This window comes from Neisseria gonorrhoeae, assembly GCF_013030075.1.
GTDB classification, from domain to species: domain Bacteria; phylum Pseudomonadota; class Gammaproteobacteria; order Burkholderiales; family Neisseriaceae; genus Neisseria; species Neisseria gonorrhoeae.
Genome location: NZ_AP023069.1, coordinates 1558247 through 1577040, shown reverse-complemented (window position 1 = coordinate 1577040; position 18794 = coordinate 1558247). Strand labels below are relative to the sequence as shown.

The following is an 18794-nucleotide window of genomic DNA, read 5'->3' as shown; positions in this document are numbered from 1 at the left end:
ATTTTATGACCGATATTTTCACTCCATCCAAACGTTCCTTCGTGATGTCAAAAATCCATAGCAAAGAAACCAAACCGGAAGTATTGGTAAGGAAATTTCTTTTTTCCCAAGGTTTCCGTTATCGGAAAAACGATAAGCGCTATGCAGGCAAACCGGATATCGTTTTGCCTAAATATAAAACAGTCGTGTTTATACACGGCTGTTTTTGGCACGGGCATTCTTGTAATAAAGGACATATCCCGAAAAGCAATATGGATTTTTGGTTGGAAAAAATCACAAAAAATCGCGAACGTGATATTAAAAATGAAACCGAGCTGGAAAAGATTGGTTTCAAAGTGATTGTCGTTTGGGAGTGCGAATTAAAAAATAAAGCTATTTGTAGGGAGCGATTAAATCGGTTGGTCGAGGAAATAAAAGATGCCGTCTGAAAAAATCAGACGGCATCTTCCTTTAATTAAGACCCTTATATATTGCGTCCCTAAGAAGGGGTGATTAACAAAAATTAACGCCCTTTACTTTCTACAAGTAACAGGGCTTTTTTTTTGCCCGTTTTTGAGGATTCGCAAATGGAAGATAAGCAAGGGATGACAAAGGAGGTTGCCGGCGTGATGACGGAGGCGCCGGCGGACGGCAGGAAGCCGGCAACCGCTTCGAATCTTCCCCCCCCCCCTTATCTAACAGGGGGGGGCACAGAAACCGAAACGGCGGGCAGGGTTCAGGAAGTCTTCGAATGTTACGAAACGTACATAACGGACGGTAAAGGAAACCTGTTAGGCGTTCCTCTTAGGCGCGGTGTATCAGATTCGGCTTTCATTGACCAAATCACATTTTCAATTCATGAAGACACGTTTTTCCATGTTTATGGACTTTCGTTTGATTTGTTCGATGATGACGATTTCATACGCGCGGCTTCCGCCAAGATGGAGGAAATTTTCGGATTCGGAATCATTGAAAAAGCCAAGCATTCGGGCGGGCGTTTCTATGAAGGCTGCTGGCTGATGGGAACGGAAAATGCCCAATACGGGCGCGTCCATTACGGCGGCCAACGTGAAACGATGTTGGTTGAATTGACGGCGGTAGGCTGCAATGCTGCAAATATTGGATGGGAATCAAGGCTTTTTGATTTTCTGACAAATGCGATTCGTCCAAAAATAACGCGCGTTGACATTGCAAAAGACTTTTTCAACGGAGAGTACAGCCCGAATCAGGCAAGAGAAGACCGCAATAAAGGTTTGTTTACGTGCCATCACGTCAAACCGAAGGGCGAATGTTTGGGGTCGGATTGGGAAGAAGACGATGAAGCCAAAATGACCAAAGGCAAGACCTATGGTATCGGCTCCCGTGAATCGTCCAAATATGTCCGCGTCTATGAAAAAGGCAAGCAGTTGGGCGATAAAACAAGCACATGGACGCGCTTTGAAATTGAATTCAAAGCAAAAGACATCGTTATCCCTTTCGAAGTTTTGCAGAATCCGGGCGAATATTTCGGCGGCGCATATCCCATTTGCGAACGATTCGCCCAAAAGGCAACGCGCATACACGCGGTTAAGGAAGATAAGGTTGTTTCAGCCGACCGCTGCCTTGAATGGGTAAAAAAACAGTTCGGACGTGCGGCAAACGGTCTGAAATTCATTTTTCCCGAATTGGACAAAGCCAAACTGTTTGAACTGATTGAGCCGAGTCATCACAAGCTGCCCAAGTCTTTGGCTCTCGAAGCCTACGACTGCGCCTTTTTGAAATCTCAAGTCATTCATGAACAGCCCGCATTCAAACCGTACAATGACCCTTATTATATGTACGAATATTACGAGAATCTTGAAAAACAGCTTGAACAGCAAAAACACGTCAACAATGAAGAAAGCTATAACAACTTCATTTACGACAAATTCGCAAGACTACCGATTTCATGGGCTTAAAGTGTCTGCCCGAAAGACGTTTAATCACACAAGGAAACCAAAAAATGAACATCCAACTTCAAGGCCACATCGTCGGCGTTAAAAAATTCAACGGACAAATCGAAGGCAAGAGCTTCGACTATTGCCGCCTGATTGTCGCCACACCCTTAGACAGCTCCCAAGGCAACGCATTGGGCAGCTCTACTACTGAATACGATTTCGGCGGCTCTGCCAATTTCGAGCAGTTCCGAAACGCCCAATTTCCGATCGAAGCAAACCTGAACGTGGAAATCGTCACTACGGGCAAAACTCAAAAACTGAAAGTCACCGGTTTTCAATTCGTTAAGAAAGGCTGATTGAATGCAGAAAGTCTATGTTGTCCAGTCCGTATCAACAGGGGACTTTCTGTATCTCTCTCCTGAAACGGGCGACATCGGACATACCAAATTAATTACCAATGCCGATTATTTCTACGACTTCGAAGAAGCGGTTAACGCAGGTTTGGAAGAAATCGGCAACCAATGCGAATTTGTCGTATTCGGATTTTTGAAAGACTGATTTTCGGATGTTCGGCGGTCGTCTGAAAAACTCTCCATCCATTACCGCCAAACACTTTTTGAAGGAAAATATCATGAAATTTATTAACACCTGCCGTAAATACGGCGCAAAACTGGCTGTTGTAACAGCCGCCCCGCTGGCTTTGGCGGCACAGGCAAACGCAGCGTTGCCCGAAACGGCAAAAAACGCTTTGGAAGCCGCAAAAGCGGACGGTATGGAAGCCGGTTGGATTGTAGTGGGCGTTTTCGCCGCGCTTTTTGTATTTTCCATCGTTAAGAGGGTGATGAAGTAAGGCGGCATGTACTGCCAAGTCGGAAATAAATGTCTTGAGAAGCACCGGGCCGAAAACCTTTATTTCAGCTTGGTAGTACCAAGAATCCAAGAAAACGGACAGATAATCAGGCCGGAATATAACGGCAGCATGTGGAAGATGTCGGACGGTCAGCCGCTAAGGCTTTCATTGGCGGAATGCAGTCCGAAAGACAACCTGCAAAGCGGTCTTGAAACAGGCCGGATAGTATTCGGCGTCCTCGCGTCCGTTTACTTTGTTTCCCTGCTGAAAAAGGTTTTGAAATGATGGATTTTTATTTCTATCTCGGCGTTGCCGTCCCCGTATTAATCGGGGCGGTTCTGTTTAAGGATTGAGCGCATGAAGTTATGGTGTCAAAATCAGGCTTTCAAAACAACCTTTGAAAGGCAGAACCATGAACAAGCCGTTTATCACTCAGGCGCAGTTGGCACTTTATAAATATCAGCCGTCAAGCGAGTATTTTGGGCAATCGATGGCGGTTATAGCGCAATCTGAATTTGTTGAATTTGCGAAGATTAATAAGTCTGAAAATGTTATTGATTGTTTCTCTTTTTTCTGGAATAGAAGAATCAAACATGACATTTGGTTAATATCATTTCCTGATAATTCGGAAATGGTAATTAAAGAATCCTTGAAAGATGGTCATAAAACATACAAATTTGAATTTTGCCAAATTGTCGATAATTGCAATTTTGATGATGTATTCGTTTGAAGCGAATGCAAATGCAGTAAAAATATCTGAAACTCTTTCGGTTGATACCGGACAAGGTGCGAAAATTCATAAGTTTGTACCTAAAAATAGTAAAACTTATTCATCTGATTTAATAAAAACGGTAGATTTAACACACATCCCCACGGGCGCAAAAGCCCGAATCAACGCCAAAATAACCGCCAGCGTATCCCGCGCCGGCGTATTGTCGGGGGTCGGCAAACTTGTCCGCCAAGGCGCGAAATTCGGCACAAGGGCGGTTCCCTATGTCGGAACAGCCCTTTTAGCCCACGACGTATACCAAACTTTCAAAGAAGACATAAAGGCACGAGGCTGCCGATACGATCCCGAAACCGACAAATTTGTAAAAGGCTACGAATATGCTAATTGCCTTTGGTACGAAGACGAAAGACGTATTAATAGAACCTATGGCTGCTACGGCGTTGACAGTTCGATTATGCGCCTTATGCCCGATCGCAGCAGATTCCCCGAAGTCCAACAACTGATGGAAAGTCAAATGGAAAGGATTGCTCGTCCTTTTTGGGATAAACGGAAAGAAGAAATTCCTAAAGATACTGCTTTAAAGTGGCGTCTTTTTCCTTTTAGTCATTGTGAATTTTTTTGGAACGGCGGCGGTTGTTTTGTACGTAACGGTGATAATTTAATTCATCGAGTTTATTTTAAACTTGGCCGCAATCCGAAATACAAAGAAGAAATGGATGCCAAAAAGCCGGAAGAGATTTTATCGTTGAAAGTCGATGCCGATCCCGACAAATACATAAAGGCAACCGGATATCCCGGTTATTCCGAAAAAGTAGAAGTCGCACCCGGAACAAAAGTGAATATGGGGCCCGTCACGGACAGGAACGGGAATCCCGTTCAGGTTGCCGCAACATTCGGCAGGGACGCGCAAGGCAACACCACGGCGGATGTACAAGTAATCCCGCGTCCCGACCTCACGCCCGCAAGCGCGGAAGCACCTCACGCACAGCCGCCGCCCGAAGTATCGCCCGCCGAAAACCCCGCAAACAACCCGGACCCCGATGAGAACCCCGGCACGCGCCCCAATCCCGAACCCGACCCCGATTTGAATCCCGATGCAAATCCCGATACGGACGGACAGCCCGGAACAAGCCCCGATTCCCCGGCCGTTCCGGACCGCCCAAACGGCAGGCATCGCAAAGAAAGGAAAGAAGGCGAAGACGGCGGGCTTTCGTGCGATTATTTTCCGGAAATCCTAGCCTGTCAGGAGATGGGCAAACCTTCGGACCGCATGTTTCACGATATAAGCATACCGCAGGTTACAGACGATAAAACATGGTCTTCACATAACTTTTTACCGTCTAACGGCGTATGTCCGCAGCCGAAAACCTTTCATGTTTTCGGCAGGCAATATCGGGCAAGCTATGAACCGTTGTGCGTGTTTGCCGAAAAAATCCGTTTTGCCGTACTGCTCGCCTTTATCATTATGTCGGCTTTTGTCGTTTTCGGTTCGTTGGGGGGGAATAAATGCCATTACTTGCCGGCCTGATTCCACTTTTAGGCATACTTCTGAAAATGCTGATTGTCAGAATCATCCTTGCAACAGGTCTGACATTCGTAACCTATGCCGGGTATCTCGCCGCACTGGAAAAGTTCAAAGGCTACACGGCAAATGCGATCAATTCCATGCCTTCCGACATATTGAACCTTCTTTTAATTTCGGGATTCGGTCAGGGGTTGGGCTGCCTGTTCGGCGCATTCTCGTTCTTCATTGGTATGCACGCATTCAAAAAACTGACGTTTGTCTTTCCGGGATGAGGTAGAAACATGATTTATCTGTTTACGGGAAACATGGGGGCAGGCAAAACCCCCCGCGTCGTCTCTATGATTTTGAACAACGAAGACGGATTGTTCAAAATGGAATTGGAAGACGGCACGGAGGCAGACCGGCCGCTTTATTTCTGCCATATCGACGGATTGGACAAACGAAAATTCAATGCCCGCGAACTGGCGGAAGGGCAAATCATGTCCGCCCCGCTTCGTGATGTCATACCGGAAGGCGCGGTGCTGATTGTTGGCGAAGCGCACTACACTTACCCGGTACGCGCGGCAGGCCGTCCCGTTCCGCCCTATATTCAGGAACTGACAGAACTCCGCCATCACGGGCATACCGTCATTTTGATGACGCGGCACCCGAGCCAACTTGATATATTCGTCCGCAACCTTGTTTCAAAGCATGTACACCTTGAACGCAAGGCAATCGGCATGAAACAGTATTATTGGTATAAATGCGTAACCTCGTTGGACAATCCCGCGGGCGTAAGCGGCGTAGAAGCCGCAAATTGGAAACCGCCTAAAGAAGCCTTCAAATACTATAAATCATCAAGCCGGCACCAAAAGTTCAAGAAAAAAGTGCCTTGGGCGGTTTGGGCGTTGATTGCGGTTGTAGGGTTTGTAGGCTGGAAAAGTTACGGCATGTTTCAAGTTTACAGCAAAGCCACAGACAGCCGGATTGAGCAGGAAGCGCAAAAAGAAAGCGTTGTGCAGACGATGACGGAGCAGACGGCATCATCAGAAACAGCGCCTTTTGAGCATTCCGACAATCTGAAACCTGAAGACTTTGTGCCGACTTTGCCCGAAAAGCCCGAAAGCAAGCCTATTTATAACACAGTCCGACAAGTAAAAACCTTTGAGCAAATCGCCGGATGCATAGACGGCGGAAAATCAGATTGCACATGCTATTCAAATCAAGGAACACCCTTGAAAGAAATAACAAAGATAATGTGTAAAGAATATGTGAAAAACGGGTTGCCTTTCAATCCTTACAAGGACGAACGGCAAAGGACGGAACAGGCGGCACAGTCCGCGAAAGCGGACAAGCCCCAAGTTCTCGTAATGGGCGGAAAGTCCTAATAAAATTTAATGTACGACAACTGAAGAGCGCGGAAAACCGTTTGAAGGAATCGGCGGCGGAGTCGTAAAGCAGAAAGTTCTTTTTAAAATCATATTCTGAATACTAAATCTGAGGATGTCATGATTCACAAACCAAGATATATCAAAATTGTAGATGAAAACGGGGATTTCACACGTGTTCTCCGTCTCCATAAGTTCCCGGACACGTCGAAAGTTTTTTATTTCGAGCCTATGTTCTGGCTTAAAGATGGTCGGCTTGCCCGGAAAGACAGTTTGTTTGAAGTTGATTACATTTACGGTGCAGACGGTTGCGGGTTCTTGCCGTCAAATTTAACGGAGTTCAGAAAATATTGCCGGAAAAAGCACCAAAAGTTTAAGGACGATGAAGTTTTAGTAAACCGTTACGCGGTCGATTTTTTGGGTGCGAAGGAACCCCCATATGACGACCGCCATGTGACTTCAGTCAAATATTTTGTTTGATAAAACCAAAATCACAAATTCAGCCACTACCCCTCAGGATGGCTTGGGCGGAGTGAAGGGGGTTAACTGCTAGAATGGCTGTTTTTTTTTGGGCGTATCTCAGTCCGGAATCACTCCGTTAGTGGGTTTGCGGTATTGAAAAACAGTTCATAAAAAAGGAAAAGGGGGAAGCTTTGTAAAGATTGGGTGCGTTACCCAATCTTTACGAATACCCCCTTTTCCTTTTTTATGAACTGTTTTTCAATACCGCAAACCCACTAACGGAGTGATTCCGGACTGAGATACGCCTAAAAAAAATCAGACATTCGGGTCGCAACAGGAATCTTTACCAAAACCTGCAACCCAAATAAAATCAGACACGGCAAAGGAATAGCTACCCTTTGCCGAAACCGTCCGGCCTGAACAAACCACAAACTTAAAGTTTGATGACGAGAATAGGCGGGCGGTTTTCTTGTTTGTGAAATTGAGTAGTATCAAAGAACACAGATTCTGAATATATAAGGGTAATCCCATGCGTAACGCCGTAGGATTGGATATATCCAAGCTGACATTTGACGCATCCGCCATGGTCGGCAAAACGGAGCATTCGGCAAAGTTTGACAACGATTCAAAAGGTTTAGATCAGTTTTCGGACCGGTTGAAAAGCTTGGGATGTCAGAATCTGCATATCTGCATGGAGGCAACGGGAAACTATTATGAAGAAGTTGCCGACTACTTCGCGCAGTATTACAGCGTTTACGTAGTGAACCCGCTGAAAATAAGCAAGTATGCAGAAAGCAGGTTCAAGCGAACCAAAACAGGCAAACAGGATGCAAAACTGATAGCGCAGTATTGCCGGTCGGCGCAGGAAAGCGAGCTTGTAAAGAGGCAGAAGCCTACGGACGAGCAATACAGGCTTTTACGGATGACCGCAGCATACGCGCAAATCAAAAGCGAATGCGCGGCAATGAAAAACCGTCATCACGCGGCAAAAGATGAAGAAGCGGCCAAAGCATATGCGCAAATCATCAAAGCCATGAATGAACAGCTTGAAGTTTTAAAGGAGAAGATAAAAGAGCAGACGGAGAAGCCTAACTGCAAGGAAGGCGTGAAGCGTCTTGAAACCATACCGGCAATAGGCAGAATGACCGCAGCCGTATTGTTTCATCATCTAACATCTTCGAAATTTGAAACATCAAACAAATTTGCAGCGTTCGCAGGCTTAAGCCCGCAACAAAAAGAATCCGGGACAAGCGTAAGGGGAAAAGGCAAACTGACCAAGTTTGGCAACAGGAAATTACGCGCCGTCTTGTTTATGCCGGCCATGGTCGCATACCGGATAAGGGCATTTCCCGGCTTCATCAAAAGGCTGGAAGAAAAGAAGAAGCCTAAAAAAGTCATCATCGCAGCATTGATGCGTAAACTCGCCGTTATTGCGTATCACGTACATAAGAAAGGCGGAGATTACGATCCATCGCGTTACAAATCGGCGTAAATCCCGAAAGGAAAAAAGGCATTTTTTAAATGCCTGCTTTGCCGCGTCTGAAATCCGGTGAATTTTCAAATATTGAAATTCAATGGGTTGAAAATGAATTGTAAAAATGCTGTTGTCAATTAAAGTAGTATCTCGTCATTCCTCTGCTGTCCGCAACTTTTCGTCATTCCCGTGAAAACGGGAATCTAGAACTTTTAAATTTTCAGACGGCTTTTGAATATTGCCGTTGCCCGACGTTCTGGATTCCCGCCTGCGCGGGAATGACGGTGGAGGACGATGCCGTCTGAAGCCCATTAGCGGTTTCAGACGGCATTTTTGTCGGTGCGGCAATCAAGAAAACTGCGCCGCGCCACGGTTTGCCAAATCGTCGGCGCGTTCGTTTTCCGCGTGTCCCGCGTGTCCTTTAACCCAAGTCCAGCTGACTTGATGCTGCCCGACCAGAGCGTCGAGTTCTTGCCACAAGTCGTCGTTTTTGACGGGCTGTTTGGCGGCGGTTTTCCAGCCGTTGCGCTTCCAACCGTGTATCCAGTTTTCCATGCCGTTTTTGACGTATTGCGAGTCGGTGCAGATGATGACGGTGCAGCGGCGTTTGAGCGATTTCAGCCCTTCGATAACGGCGGTCAGCTCCATGCGGTTGTTGGTGGTTTGCGCTTCGCCGCCGAAAAGTTCTTTTTCGCGGCTGCCGTAGCGCATTAATACGCCCCAGCCGCCCGCGCCGGGATTGCCTTTGCACGCGCCGTCCGTGTAGAGGTAAACGGGTGTGTCCATATCGTGCCTTTGTGTGGTGTCCGGCGTGATTATAAGCGGTTTGTGCGTCGTGCCGTCTGAAAGATTGCGGCGGATTGAAATAGGCATATAATGTGCAACTTTATTTTTGAATATGAAGGAGCGGATAGTGGGTCAAAGTGGCGAGTTGTTTTGTTTCGGACAAATGCCTGTATGGAAAGTGGAAAACCTGCCGGAAGTTTTGTTGTCGGGTTATTCGTCCGAGGAAGGGGAATGGGTCTGCCTGAATGTGTTGCAGGGCGATGTCGAAGTCCGTGCACCGGACGGGGCGGCAGAGGTTTGGTCGGCGGAAAGCGGCGATTGCGTGTTTGCGCCGCAGCAGGTGTTTTCGGTCAAACCGAAAACGGACGATGCCGAAATCCGTTTGTCGCTGTATTGCGCGGCGGCAGACTATTTTCACAAAAAATACGGGATGAGTGCCACGCATTCTGCGGTCGCGGCGGCACAGGATACCGTACCGGCGGGCAGGGCGTTGGATATGGGCTGCGGACAGGGGCGCAACGCGCTGTTCCTGGGTTTGAAGGGGTTTGATGTAACCGCTGCCGATTGCAATCCCGCCGCGTTGGCAAACGTGGCGGAACTGGCAGAGGCGGAGGGTTTGAACGTCCGCACGCTGGAATATGATTTGAACGCCGCCGCCCTTCAGGGCGAGTTTGATTATATTGTGGCAACGGTGGTGCTGATGTTCCTGATGCCGCAGCGCGTGCCCGACGTGATTGCCGATATGCAGGCGCATACGGCGGCGGGCGGGTACAACTTAATCGTATCGGCAATGGATACGGCGGATTTCCCCTGCCCGATGCCGTTCCCCTTCAAATTTAAAGAGGGCGAGCTGAAGGATTATTATCGGGATTGGGAGCTGGTCGAATATAAAGAAGAATTGGGCGCGATGCACGCCAAAGACGAAAACGGCAACCCGATACGGTTTAAATTTGTAACTATGCTGGCGAAAAAACCAGGATAAGCCGCGCCGGACGATGCCGTCTGAACCCGAAAAGGCGTTCAGACGGCATTTTTACGTCTAGTCCCGATACGCCCAATGATTGACCGGCCCGTGTCCCGCGCCGATTTCCAAAGGGTTTGAGATTGCCGCCGTGATGTAGGCCTTGGCAGTCTGTACGGCTTTGCAAACGTCTAAGCCTTTTGCCAACTCGGCGGTAATGCAGGCGGAAAACGTGCAGCCCGTGCCGTGCGTGTGGGCGGTCGGAAAGCGCGGGCTGTCCAATTCCAGCGTTTCGTTTTGCGTAAACAGCCAATCCGTGCAGCGTCCGCTTGTGCTGCCGTTCAAATGTCCGCCTTTGATAATGACATTTTTGACACCGTAATCAAGCAGGATTTTTGCCGCACGTTCCGCATCTTTACGGTTTTCGATATGCACGCCCGTCAAGGCTTCCGCCTCGGGCAGGTTGGGGGTCAGGATGTCCGTGTCCGGCAGCAGCAGGCGCGTCAGTGCCGCAACGGCGGAATCCTGCAACAGCGGCGCACCGCCTTTGGCAATCATCACAGGGTCGAGTACGCGCCTGCCAAAGCTGCAGTGTTTCAGCTTGTCGGCAACGCATTCGATGATTTCCGCCGTGCCGAGCATACCGATTTTGTAGGCGCGGATGTCAAAGTCTTCCCTGATTGCTTGGATTTGTGCGGTGATGGTTTCGGTCGGGACGAGATGAACCGCCGACACGCCCAAGGTATTTTGCGCGGTAACGGCGGTGATGACACACGTTCCGAACACGCCGCGCATCTGAAACGTTTTCAAATCCGCCTGAATGCCCGCACCGCCGCCCGAATCCGAACCGGCGATGGCAAGCGTCTGCACAAAAGAGCCTTTCATTTGTTCCTCCTTAATATTGCGTCCGATAAAAAGGGCTACTGCCTGTAAAAAAGCAGGCAATGCCGTCTGAAAACCGCAGCGCGGGGTTTGTGGTGCATTATTATGTCGTATTGCAGGACAAGGCACAGGGCAAGGCAGCGGGGTGCATCGTAGCAACTGATAATGAAAAAAGAGGGCGATGCCGTCTGAACCGCGTGTTGCGGCGAGTATAAACCGGCACGCTTCATTCGTCATTCCCGCAAAAACAGAAACCTAAAATTCCGTCATTCCCGCGCAGGCGGGAATCCGGACCTTAGAACAACAGCAATATTCAAAGATTATCTGAAAGTTTGAGGTTCTAGATTCCCGTTTTCACGGCAATGACGAAAAATTGCGGGAATAACGATTCATAATAAAAAACCTGCTTGAAACAAGCAGGTTTTTGAATTGGCACGCCCACGGGGATTCGAACCCCGGTTGCCGCCGTGAAAGGGCAGTGTCCTAGGCCTCTAGACGATGGGCGCGTGGAAACGGACATTATACATACTTATAGAAATTTAGCAATACGATGCCGTCTAAACGAATGTCAGGGGGCGTTTGTCTGACCGTATCACAAGATAAAAAACATTGGAATATCAAGCAATTCATTTTTTTTGGGGGCGTGTCAATGATTTAAGCATATAATGATAAAAATCACATACCTTCAAAATGGAAAAACCGATGAAACAAAAGAAGACAGTTCAGTGCATCTTACTTGGCTTCGCGGCCGCTTCTATGCACGCGCAAGGGGCGGCCGCTGCAAACAGTGGAACGATAGAGAAGACAGACAAATACACCCTCGTCCTCGCAAAACAAGGGCAAGAGAACAACTATACCCTTAATGGCGGAACCGAAGTCAAACCCTTAAATTCCCTCATCATTGCCGCCAACGGCGGTACGAACAACATTACGATAAAAGGCAAATTGGCAGACGGTCCTGCCGATGCCCCGCCGACGATTGACAATAACTCGATTGAAAGAAATATAAATAAAAACGGTTACACGTACGCATGGCAGAATTGGAGCGGCGCGGTGATGTTGGTGGATCAAAGCTATGAGGGAGAAAATAAGGTTACTTTTGAAAACGTAACCATAGCCGCCCATAACGCGCCTGCCGGCATTTTGTCTGATGATAGGCATAAATCCAGTAGCTTGGCGCCGGCGATGCTTGCCTTTAAAGGGCGCAATACCATCAATATGGACGCGGACTCAAATGCCAACTCTAGTAACGAAGGTATCCTATTGCTTAATAATGGTGAAAAAATGGGAGAATATCGTCTTGTTTCCGAAGAAGGCTCGACGCTGAATATCAACATCAAATCAGGAAAAGATAAAGGACAGGGCATTACCGCCAACCACTATGGTAACTCAGACATCAACTTCAACAAGGCTTCTCCAAACATCACCACAATGGAGTTCAAGGGCGATGTAAACATTAAAATCGATAGGAACGGACAGGAAGAGGCGGAAAGCAACGGTTTTGGCTTCTATTCAAGCCGCAAATTAGGCAATAAGAAGCAGATTCCGGAAGGTTCTAAGATGGAAGCGATTTTCCGTGGGAACGTCGATATCGTTGCAACGCCGGTTTATGACGAGCAAGGCAGGCCCAAAAGCATAGGCAGCGCGTTTGCGATTGACGGGAAATACAGCAAAGTCGAGGTTGTCGGCGGGGAAGGCAAGGTTGTCAAAATCAAAGGCGATATTTTCGCCTACAACGGCGGCAGCGTGAGCGTGAACCTTGCCAACAAAGACTCTTATTTTGAAGGGGAAGCCCATATCGGGAAAAGGAGCTTTGCCAAAGGGAAAGATATGTTTGCCTTAACCGTGGATGCGGACGGATATGAATTAACCCCCGATACAAAGTCGATTGAAAAGAAAAAGCTGAATGTTAGGGGCTGTACTAGATTATCCCTAAATTCCACACCGATCCCGCAGGATTTTTAGCTGCCGGGACGGTGTGCCGAAGTTAAATCGAAATTCGCATTCCCTCAACAACGGCGGGAAAGGTTTACGATCGATTCCGTTGTATTTCCGCAAGGCGCGTTTTGCCTGATTCCAAAAATCCCCAATGCCGTTAATGTGGTTCCGACGGTCTGCAAATTCCTTGGAACGGTTGATGCGGCAACGGGTAAAACCGCCCGCGTCCGACTTGCCGCGGCTGCCCGGGCTATCGGCATAAACAATACCGTCCGGCATGATTTTCTTTTTGACGGCAGGGAGCAACGTTTCAGGCTCGGCATCGTCCGCGGCAACGGTATAGGCCCGCCCGTTGCGTTTCGGAATGCCGAAGACAACCGCTTTTCCTGCCGCGCCGCGACCGCGTCTGCCTTTACGCCGTCCGCCGAAACAGCTTGCGCCCGGCCCGGCGGGGCCCTCGAAAACCTCATCGGCAGCCAAGGCCAAACGATGGTTGGCAACCGTGCGGATTTTACGGTAAAACAGTGCCGCCGAATCGGGATGGATACCCAAAATATCGGCGGCAGAACGGGCGGTAACTTCCGGTACAAAAGAACGGAGCGGTTCTTTTTGTACTTCTTTCTTTAATTTGCAGTGTGTTATCTTCATATTTCGAGGGTAGCATATCTGCTAATCTGGTACAGACCCGAATGTTAAGCAGAAACGATTGTCTCAAAAAAAAGCAACTTTGGATAAATACAATCAAGAATTGGCTGAACTAGGTGAAAATGAAAAGAAAAAAGAAGAACTAGAAAAAAAGTAAAACAGCAAGAAAACAAAATTCAGATCAGAAAAAGGCACATAGAACGTCTAAAAGAAGACATAGAAAAGGTTGCGGTACTCGAAGAAGAAATCAAAAGATCTGAAAAGTTCTTCGATGAAAACGGTTGGCTTAAAGACAGCATTATCGACGACAAAACAAAAAACGCCGTCAACCTCAAAATGAGCAACGGCGCGCGCTGGACGGTTACCAATGATTCAATGCTGAAAGAGTTGGATTTGTCGGAAGACGCGCAGGTCGAATTTAGCGACAACAATAAATTCGTCAAAGTGTCCGTGAGCAAGCTCAAGGGCGATGGCGGCGTGTTCAAAATGTATGGCGACATCGTCAAAGGAGAATCGGACAAGCTGATTACCCGAAAAGGCAGCGAAGGGACGCACATCATCGAATATATGGACGATGCCAAGGCAAAAACGACGGGAAGGGAATATCTGAAACTGGTCGAAAACAAGGGCAATCAAGAAGACAATAAAGCATCAAATAAAGCATCATACAAATTGAATGTCCGCTGTACGGAACAGGGAGGGTGGTGTTTTGCCTTGGGTGAGTCGGGTGCTTCCAAAAAGGTCAATATTTCCACAGACGGTAAGCGGGACTTCTACCTCTACCCGGATACCCTGACGCCGGGCGCATCGAGCAGCGTCCTTTTCGGCGAGGCGTTGTATCAGTTGAACGCGGTTTCCGATGAAACGCTGGTGCAGCGTATGGGCGAAATCCACGCCGACGGAACGCCGCAGGAAGACAACAACGTTTGGATCAAACGCGTCGGCGGAAAATTCTCCGGCAGCCGCAGCGATTACCGCGTGGGCGGTTACGGCAACCGCTATTGGGGCTTTGCCGGCGGCTTCAACAGGACGGGGTTCGGCGATAAATGGATTCATTACAAAGGGCTGATGCTCCGCCACCTCCAATCGTCCTACGCTTCCGAAGACTACGTCGGCAGCGGCAAAATCTACGGCAGGGCGGCAGGTGTTTATTCCGCCTGGCTCAACCGGGAAAGCAGGGCTTATTATGATTTGGTCGCCAACATCGCCCGATATAAGGGCAGCTACGGGCTGACCAATTACGCCGGCAAACGGGTCGAATCGAACGAGGCGCGCCTGAATGCCTATATGCTTTCCGCCGAAGCCGGTAGGCGGATGGAAAAACAAGACGGCGGCAAAAACCTATCGGTGGCAGCCGGAAGTGCAGTTGTCTTACTGGTTTACGCGCGGCTACGGCTTTCCGCTGTCAAACGGGCTGTCTGCCGAGACGGACAACTTCCGCAGCCTGATGGGGCGGTTCGGCTTTCGGGCGGGCGTGGACGGTTTGGACGGCGGCAGGCTGAACATCTACGGCAAGCTGATGTACAAACGCGAGTTTATCGGCACGATCCGCCACAGGTTCAACGGCTCTGCCGTGGAGGAATTCAAACACCGGGGCGGCTGGTTGGAATACGGCTTGGGCGTGGTGCGCCGCAATGCCGGAAACGGACGGCAGCTTTATTTTGAGGCGCAAAGGTCTTCGATGCACACGATGCGCCAGAATTGGCAGGTCAATATGGGCGTGCGCAGTATGTTCTGATGCGCGGATACGCCTGAAAACAATCCGGAACGGTCAGACGCGTTCCGGATTGTTTTTTTGTCGGGGCGGTTTGCTGCCATATCAAAACAGGCGGGCGATGCCGTCTGAAACTTCGTCATTCCCGCGAAAGCGGGAATCTAGAACCTCAAACTTTCAGATAATCTTTGAATATTGCTGTTGCTCAATGGTTTGGATTCCCGCAACCTTTCGTCATTCCCGTGAAAACGGGAATCTAGAATCTCTAAAGCTTCAGCTAACCTTTGAATATTGCCGCTTTCCAATGGTCTAGATTCCCGCCTGCACGGGAATGACGATTTGGAAATTACCCGAAACCCAAAAACAACTGAAACCGAACAGGCCGGATTCCCGCTACGCGGGAATGACGGGGGGGGCGGATGCCGTCTGAAGCGGTGGGCTGAAGCCCACTCTACTATTATTTTTGCTTCCATACCGCTTGGCGGCAATGTGTCCGGAATGGAGCGGTTTATCCGAAAAAGCCCATTTTGACTTGGATGAGTTTCTCCAGTTCGTTCAGGATGCGCCGGCGCGAGACGAAAAAGATGATGTGGTCACCGTCTTGGATGACGGTTTCGGTATGGTGTCCCATAATGGTTTCGCCGGTTCCGGCGCGGACGACGGCGGCAATGTGGCAGCCTTCGGGCCATTTGATGCCGCTGATGCGCCTGCCGATGATGGCGGAAGTTTTTTTGTCGCCGTGCGCGACGACTTCGATGGCTTCCGCCGTGCCGCGCCGGATGGGGTGGACGGCAACGATGTCGCCGCGCCGGATGTGGGCGAGTATCGAGCCGATGGTGATGAGGTGGGGGGAGACGACGATGTCGATTTTGTTGCCTTCGAGCAAATCGACGTAGCTTGAGCGGTTGACGATGCCGATGACGCGCTTCGCGCCGAGGTTTTTCGCCAAAAGGGCGGACATAATGTTGCTTTCGTCGTCGTTGGTCAGGGCGCAGAATACGTCGATTTCGTCGATGTATTCGTTGTCGAGCAGGGTTTCGTCGGTTGCCGAACCTTGCAGGACGAGGGTGTTGTCGAGGTTTTCGGCTATCCATTCGGCACGGCGCGGCCGGCATTCGATGATTTTGACGTTGTATGCGTGTTCGAGCTGCTTGGCGAGGCGGTAGCCGATGTTGCCGCCGCCGGCAATCATGATGCGGCGGGTGCTGGTTTCTTTGGGGCGCAATTCGGGTATGACCGCCCCGATGTTTTCGGCGGCGGCGGCAAACAGGATTTCGTCGCCTTCGATGATGACGGTTTGCGGCGCGGGGACGATGAGGCGGTTGTTGCGGTAAACGGCGCAGATTTGGCAGTCGGCCCCGTCGGGCAAATCTTGGGCGATGTCGGCAATGCTGCGTCCGACAAGCAGCCCGCCGCGCCGCGCCTGTATGATGACCATCCGCACGCGGTCGTCTGCAAAACGTAAAACCTGCAATGCGCCCGGGCAGTCTATCAGGCCGGCAAGCTGTTCGGTAACGAGCTGTTCGGGGCTGATGGTTTCGGTTATGCCGAATATGGAAAGGCTGCCGTTTTCGTTGTTTTCGAGCTTGGGGCTGAGGTATTCGAGGTATTCGCTGGAACGGACGCGCGCGATGCGGCCGGGGATGTTGAACAGGTCGGCGGCAACTTTGCAGGCGACGATGTTGGTTTCGTCGCTGCGGGAGAGCGCGAGCAGCAAGTCGGCATCTTCCGCGCCGGCGCGTTCTAATGTGAAGGGGGATGCGCCGTTGCCGAAAACGGTTTGGACATCGAGGCGGCTGCCTGTTTCCTGCAATGCTTTTTCGTCGATGTCGATAACGGTTACGTCGTTGTTGGTGATGGCGGCAAGGTTTTGCGCGACGGTAGAACCTACCTGCCCGTTGCCTAAAATGAGGATTTTCACGGTATGGGTCGCCGGGTGATGAAATGGTGGATTGTACCGCAACCGGCGGCGGAAATGCCGTCTGAAGGCAGATTTTGCGTTCAGACGGCATTGCGCTTCAAGACTCGACGGGGATGATGCCGATTTTCGCCTGCCATTTGCGCGGGGCGGTGGCGTGGATGGATTCGCCTTTGCTGTCCACGGCGACGGTTACGGGCATATCTTTGACTTCAAATTCGTAAACGGCTTCCATACCCAATTCGGGGAACGCCAAGACTTTGGAAGATTTGATGGCTTTTGCCACGAGGTATGCCGCGCCGCCGACTGCCATGAGGTACACGGCCTTGTTGTCGGCGATGGCTTCGCAGGTGGCCGCGCCGCGCTCGGATTTGCCGATCATGCCCAAGAGGCCGGTTTGTTTGAGCATTTGGCGGGTAAATTTGTCCATGCGGGTGGCTGTGGTCGGACCTGCGGGACCGACGACTTCATCGCCGACCGGATCGACGGGGCCGACGTAGTAAATCAGGCGGTTGGTGAAATCGACGGGCAACTCCTCGCCTTTGTCGAGCATATTGACGAGGCGTTTGTGCGCGGCATCGCGGCCGGTGAGGATTTTGCCGTTCAACAGCAATACGTCGCCGGTTTTCCAGCTTGCCACTTCTTCTTTGGTCAGCTTATCGACATCGACGCGTTTGCCGTTGTCGGGGCTGTAAGTCAGATCGGGTCAGTCTTCGACGCGCGGCGGCGTGAGTTCGACAGGACCTGAGCCGTCCAATTCAAATTCGACGTGGCGGGTGGCGGCACAGTTGGGAATCATGGCAATCGGTTTGGAGGCGGCATGGGTCGGGTAATCGAGGATTTTCACGTCCAACACGGTGGTCAGACCGCCCAAGCCTTGCGCGCCGATGCCCAGCGCGTTGACCTTTTCAAAGAGTTCGAGGCGCAGGGCTTCGGTGGTGGACAATTCCGCGCCGGACGCGGCTTTTTCCTGCAATTCTTGGATGTCGATGTGGCTCATCAGGGATTCTTTCGCCATCAACACGGCTTTTTCGGGCGTGCCGCCGATGCCGATGCCCAAGATGCCGGGAGGACACCAGCCCGCGCCCATCGTCGGGATGGTTTTCAATACCCAATCGACGATGTTGTCGGAAGGGTTGAGCATAGCGAGTTTGGATTTGTTTTCAGAGCCGCCGCCTTTTGCCGCGCAGGTTACTTCGACTTTACCGCCCGGCACGATGCTCATGTGGATGACGGCGGGGGTGTTGTCTTTGGTGTTTTGGCGTTTGCCGGCCGGATCGGCGAGGACGGAAGCGCGCAGGGTGTTGCCTTCCCAAGTGTAGGCGCGGCGTACGCCTTCGTTAACCATCTCTTCCACGCTCATGTCCGCATCCCATTGCACATCCATACCGACTTTGAGGAAGACGGTTGCGATACCTGTGTCTTGGCAGATGGGGCGGTTGTTTTCGGCACACATACGGCTGTTGACCAAAATCTGCGTCATCGCGTCTTTGGCGGCGGGATTTTCTTCCTTCTGCCACGCCTTATAAAGCGCGTCGATGTAGTCTTTTGGATGGTAGTAGCTGATGAATTGGAAGGCATCGCAGATACTTTGAATAAAGTCTTCTTGCTTGATAACGGTCATGATTGTGTTCCTTTTCAAGGTTG

Annotated in this window: 20 protein-coding genes, 1 tRNA gene and 2 pseudogenes; 17 read left to right on the top strand and 6 right to left on the bottom strand. The window is 50.1% G+C overall.

The features are described 5' to 3' along the window. Positions 1-5: 5 nt before the first annotated feature. From HT085_RS08265 to HT085_RS08210, 12 genes are all read left to right on the top strand, one after another. Positions 6-428 (top strand): very short patch repair endonuclease, encoded by a 423-nt coding sequence (locus tag HT085_RS08265; RefSeq protein ID WP_003691751.1) that lies wholly within the window; start codon positions 6-8, stop codon positions 426-428. A 138-nt stretch (positions 429-566) separates the two neighbouring features. Continuing rightward, complete coding sequence (locus HT085_RS08260; protein ID WP_025455830.1) at positions 567-1916, top strand: replication initiation factor domain-containing protein; 1350 nt, start codon at positions 567-569, stop codon at positions 1914-1916. Positions 1917-1960: 44 nt separating this feature from the next. Continuing rightward, positions 1961-2251 (top strand): hypothetical protein, encoded by a 291-nt coding sequence (locus HT085_RS08255; RefSeq protein ID WP_012503914.1) that lies wholly within the window; start codon positions 1961-1963, stop codon positions 2249-2251. Between the two features lie 4 nt (positions 2252-2255). Then, positions 2256-2453 (top strand): hypothetical protein, encoded by a 198-nt coding sequence (locus tag HT085_RS08250; protein ID WP_003689600.1) that lies wholly within the window; start codon positions 2256-2258, stop codon positions 2451-2453. A 73-nt stretch (positions 2454-2526) separates the two neighbouring features. Further along, complete coding sequence (locus tag HT085_RS08245; protein WP_003691584.1) at positions 2527-2745, top strand: major capsid protein; 219 nt, start codon at positions 2527-2529, stop codon at positions 2743-2745. A gap of 6 nt (positions 2746-2751) precedes the next feature. Beyond that, complete coding sequence (locus HT085_RS08240; protein ID WP_003691583.1) at positions 2752-3030, top strand: hypothetical protein; 279 nt, start codon at positions 2752-2754, stop codon at positions 3028-3030. Positions 3031-3157: 127 nt separating this feature from the next. Further along, positions 3158-3475, top strand: coding sequence for a DUF1132 family protein (locus tag HT085_RS08235; RefSeq protein WP_014580264.1), 318 nt, complete (start codon positions 3158-3160; stop codon positions 3473-3475). Then, positions 3462-5003, top strand: coding sequence for an IgG-binding virulence factor TspB family protein (locus tag HT085_RS08230; protein WP_425325815.1), 1542 nt, complete (start codon positions 3462-3464; stop codon positions 5001-5003). Before HT085_RS08235 ends, HT085_RS08230 begins: the two co-directional genes overlap by 14 nt. Then, on the top strand, positions 4982-5272 hold the full coding sequence (locus HT085_RS08225) for a DUF2523 domain-containing protein (RefSeq protein ID WP_047917922.1): 291 nt from the start codon (positions 4982-4984) through the stop codon (positions 5270-5272). The genes HT085_RS08230 and HT085_RS08225 overlap by 22 nt, the downstream gene beginning before the upstream one ends. A gap of 9 nt (positions 5273-5281) precedes the next feature. Further along, positions 5282-6367 (top strand): zonular occludens toxin domain-containing protein, encoded by a 1086-nt coding sequence (locus HT085_RS08220; protein WP_003691565.1) that lies wholly within the window; start codon positions 5282-5284, stop codon positions 6365-6367. A 120-nt stretch (positions 6368-6487) separates the two neighbouring features. Then, the gene (locus tag HT085_RS08215) at positions 6488-6847 is read left to right on the top strand and encodes a hypothetical protein (protein ID WP_003689732.1); all 360 of its coding nucleotides are present in this window, start codon (positions 6488-6490) and stop codon (positions 6845-6847) included. 511 nt (positions 6848-7358) lie between these two features. Continuing rightward, positions 7359-8321 (top strand): IS110 family RNA-guided transposase, encoded by a 963-nt coding sequence (locus tag HT085_RS08210; RefSeq protein ID WP_048596793.1) that lies wholly within the window; start codon positions 7359-7361, stop codon positions 8319-8321. A 330-nt stretch (positions 8322-8651) separates the two neighbouring features. On the opposite strand, the gene rnhA is transcribed toward HT085_RS08210, so the two are convergent. Continuing rightward, positions 8652-9089, bottom strand: a complete 438-nt coding sequence (rnhA, locus tag HT085_RS08205) for a ribonuclease HI (protein ID WP_003689763.1) — start codon at positions 9087-9089, stop codon at positions 8652-8654. Positions 9090-9201: 112 nt separating this feature from the next. Between rnhA and tehB the strand changes: the two genes are divergently transcribed. Further along, positions 9202-10071 (top strand): SAM-dependent methyltransferase TehB, encoded by an 870-nt coding sequence (tehB, locus tag HT085_RS08200; protein ID WP_003705511.1) that lies wholly within the window; start codon positions 9202-9204, stop codon positions 10069-10071. Between the two features lie 57 nt (positions 10072-10128). Here tehB and thiD read toward each other — a convergent pair whose 3' ends face one another. Next, complete coding sequence (gene thiD, locus HT085_RS08195; protein ID WP_003689761.1) at positions 10129-10935, bottom strand: bifunctional hydroxymethylpyrimidine kinase/phosphomethylpyrimidine kinase; 807 nt, start codon at positions 10933-10935, stop codon at positions 10129-10131. A 59-nt stretch (positions 10936-10994) separates the two neighbouring features. Between thiD and HT085_RS08190 the strand changes: the two genes are divergently transcribed. Next, the gene (locus HT085_RS08190) at positions 10995-11147 is read left to right on the top strand and encodes a hypothetical protein (protein ID WP_003689760.1); all 153 of its coding nucleotides are present in this window, start codon (positions 10995-10997) and stop codon (positions 11145-11147) included. Between the two features lie 215 nt (positions 11148-11362). On the opposite strand, the gene HT085_RS08185 is transcribed toward HT085_RS08190, so the two are convergent. Continuing rightward, positions 11363-11438, bottom strand: a tRNA-Glu gene (locus HT085_RS08185). Between the two features lie 196 nt (positions 11439-11634). On the opposite strand from HT085_RS08185, the gene HT085_RS08180 reads away from it, so the two are divergent. Next, entirely contained in the window at positions 11635-12897 is a 1263-nt protein-coding gene (locus HT085_RS08180) for a hypothetical protein (RefSeq protein ID WP_020996890.1), read from the top strand. Here the strand turns inward: HT085_RS08180 and HT085_RS08175 are convergent. Next, complete coding sequence (locus HT085_RS08175; RefSeq protein ID WP_115067325.1) at positions 12865-13518, bottom strand: IS1595 family transposase; 654 nt, start codon at positions 13516-13518, stop codon at positions 12865-12867. The two genes, HT085_RS08180 and HT085_RS08175, sit on opposite strands and share 33 nt — an antisense overlap. A gap of 333 nt (positions 13519-13851) precedes the next feature. Here HT085_RS08175 and HT085_RS11910 point away from each other — a divergent pair. Together HT085_RS11910 and HT085_RS11905 are read left to right on the top strand one after the other, a co-directional pair. Further along, a pseudogene (locus HT085_RS11910) lies at positions 13852-14118 on the top strand (pertactin-like passenger domain-containing protein); the annotation flags it as partial. A gap of 676 nt (positions 14119-14794) precedes the next feature. Next, positions 14795-15253, top strand: coding sequence for an autotransporter outer membrane beta-barrel domain-containing protein (locus HT085_RS11905; RefSeq protein ID WP_003689755.1), 459 nt, complete (start codon positions 14795-14797; stop codon positions 15251-15253). Between the two features lie 484 nt (positions 15254-15737). Here HT085_RS11905 and trkA read toward each other — a convergent pair whose 3' ends face one another. Together trkA and HT085_RS08160 are read right to left on the bottom strand one after the other, a co-directional pair. Then, the gene (gene trkA / locus HT085_RS08165; protein ID WP_003689753.1) at positions 15738-17150 is read right to left on the bottom strand and encodes a Trk system potassium transporter TrkA; all 1413 of its coding nucleotides are present in this window, start codon (positions 17148-17150) and stop codon (positions 15738-15740) included. Between the two features lie 97 nt (positions 17151-17247). Further along, positions 17248-18771: pseudogene (locus HT085_RS08160) on the bottom strand (fumarate hydratase). Positions 18772-18794: the final 23 nt, after the last annotated feature.

Excerpts from the sequence above, each read along its gene's own strand:
- HT085_RS08265 (WP_003691751.1), top strand. The coding sequence starts at position 6 with ATGACCGATATTTTCACTCCATCCAAACGTTCCTTCGTGATGTCAAAA.
- HT085_RS08260 (WP_025455830.1), top strand. The coding sequence starts at position 567 with ATGGAAGATAAGCAAGGGATGACAAAGGAGGTTGCCGGCGTGATGACG.
- HT085_RS08255 (WP_012503914.1), top strand. The coding sequence starts at position 1,961 with ATGAACATCCAACTTCAAGGCCACATCGTCGGCGTTAAAAAATTCAAC.
- HT085_RS08250 (WP_003689600.1), top strand. The coding sequence starts at position 2,256 with ATGCAGAAAGTCTATGTTGTCCAGTCCGTATCAACAGGGGACTTTCTG.
- HT085_RS08245 (WP_003691584.1), top strand. The coding sequence starts at position 2,527 with ATGAAATTTATTAACACCTGCCGTAAATACGGCGCAAAACTGGCTGTT.
- HT085_RS08240 (WP_003691583.1), top strand. The coding sequence starts at position 2,752 with ATGTACTGCCAAGTCGGAAATAAATGTCTTGAGAAGCACCGGGCCGAA.
- HT085_RS08235 (WP_014580264.1), top strand. The coding sequence starts at position 3,158 with ATGAACAAGCCGTTTATCACTCAGGCGCAGTTGGCACTTTATAAATAT.
- HT085_RS08230 (WP_425325815.1), top strand. The coding sequence starts at position 3,462 with ATGTATTCGTTTGAAGCGAATGCAAATGCAGTAAAAATATCTGAAACT.
- HT085_RS08225 (WP_047917922.1), top strand. The coding sequence starts at position 4,982 with ATGCCATTACTTGCCGGCCTGATTCCACTTTTAGGCATACTTCTGAAA.
- HT085_RS08220 (WP_003691565.1), top strand. The coding sequence starts at position 5,282 with ATGATTTATCTGTTTACGGGAAACATGGGGGCAGGCAAAACCCCCCGC.
- HT085_RS08215 (WP_003689732.1), top strand. The coding sequence starts at position 6,488 with ATGATTCACAAACCAAGATATATCAAAATTGTAGATGAAAACGGGGAT.
- HT085_RS08210 (WP_048596793.1), top strand. The coding sequence starts at position 7,359 with ATGCGTAACGCCGTAGGATTGGATATATCCAAGCTGACATTTGACGCA.
- rnhA (WP_003689763.1), bottom strand. The coding sequence starts at position 9,089 with ATGGACACACCCGTTTACCTCTACACGGACGGCGCGTGCAAAGGCAAT.
- tehB (WP_003705511.1), top strand. The coding sequence starts at position 9,202 with ATGAAGGAGCGGATAGTGGGTCAAAGTGGCGAGTTGTTTTGTTTCGGA.
- thiD (WP_003689761.1), bottom strand. The coding sequence starts at position 10,935 with ATGAAAGGCTCTTTTGTGCAGACGCTTGCCATCGCCGGTTCGGATTCG.
- HT085_RS08190 (WP_003689760.1), top strand. The coding sequence starts at position 10,995 with ATGCCGTCTGAAAACCGCAGCGCGGGGTTTGTGGTGCATTATTATGTC.
- HT085_RS08180 (WP_020996890.1), top strand. The coding sequence starts at position 11,635 with ATGAAACAAAAGAAGACAGTTCAGTGCATCTTACTTGGCTTCGCGGCC.
- HT085_RS08175 (WP_115067325.1), bottom strand. The coding sequence starts at position 13,518 with ATGAAGATAACACACTGCAAATTAAAGAAAGAAGTACAAAAAGAACCG.
- HT085_RS11905 (WP_003689755.1), top strand. The coding sequence starts at position 14,795 with ATGCCTATATGCTTTCCGCCGAAGCCGGTAGGCGGATGGAAAAACAAG.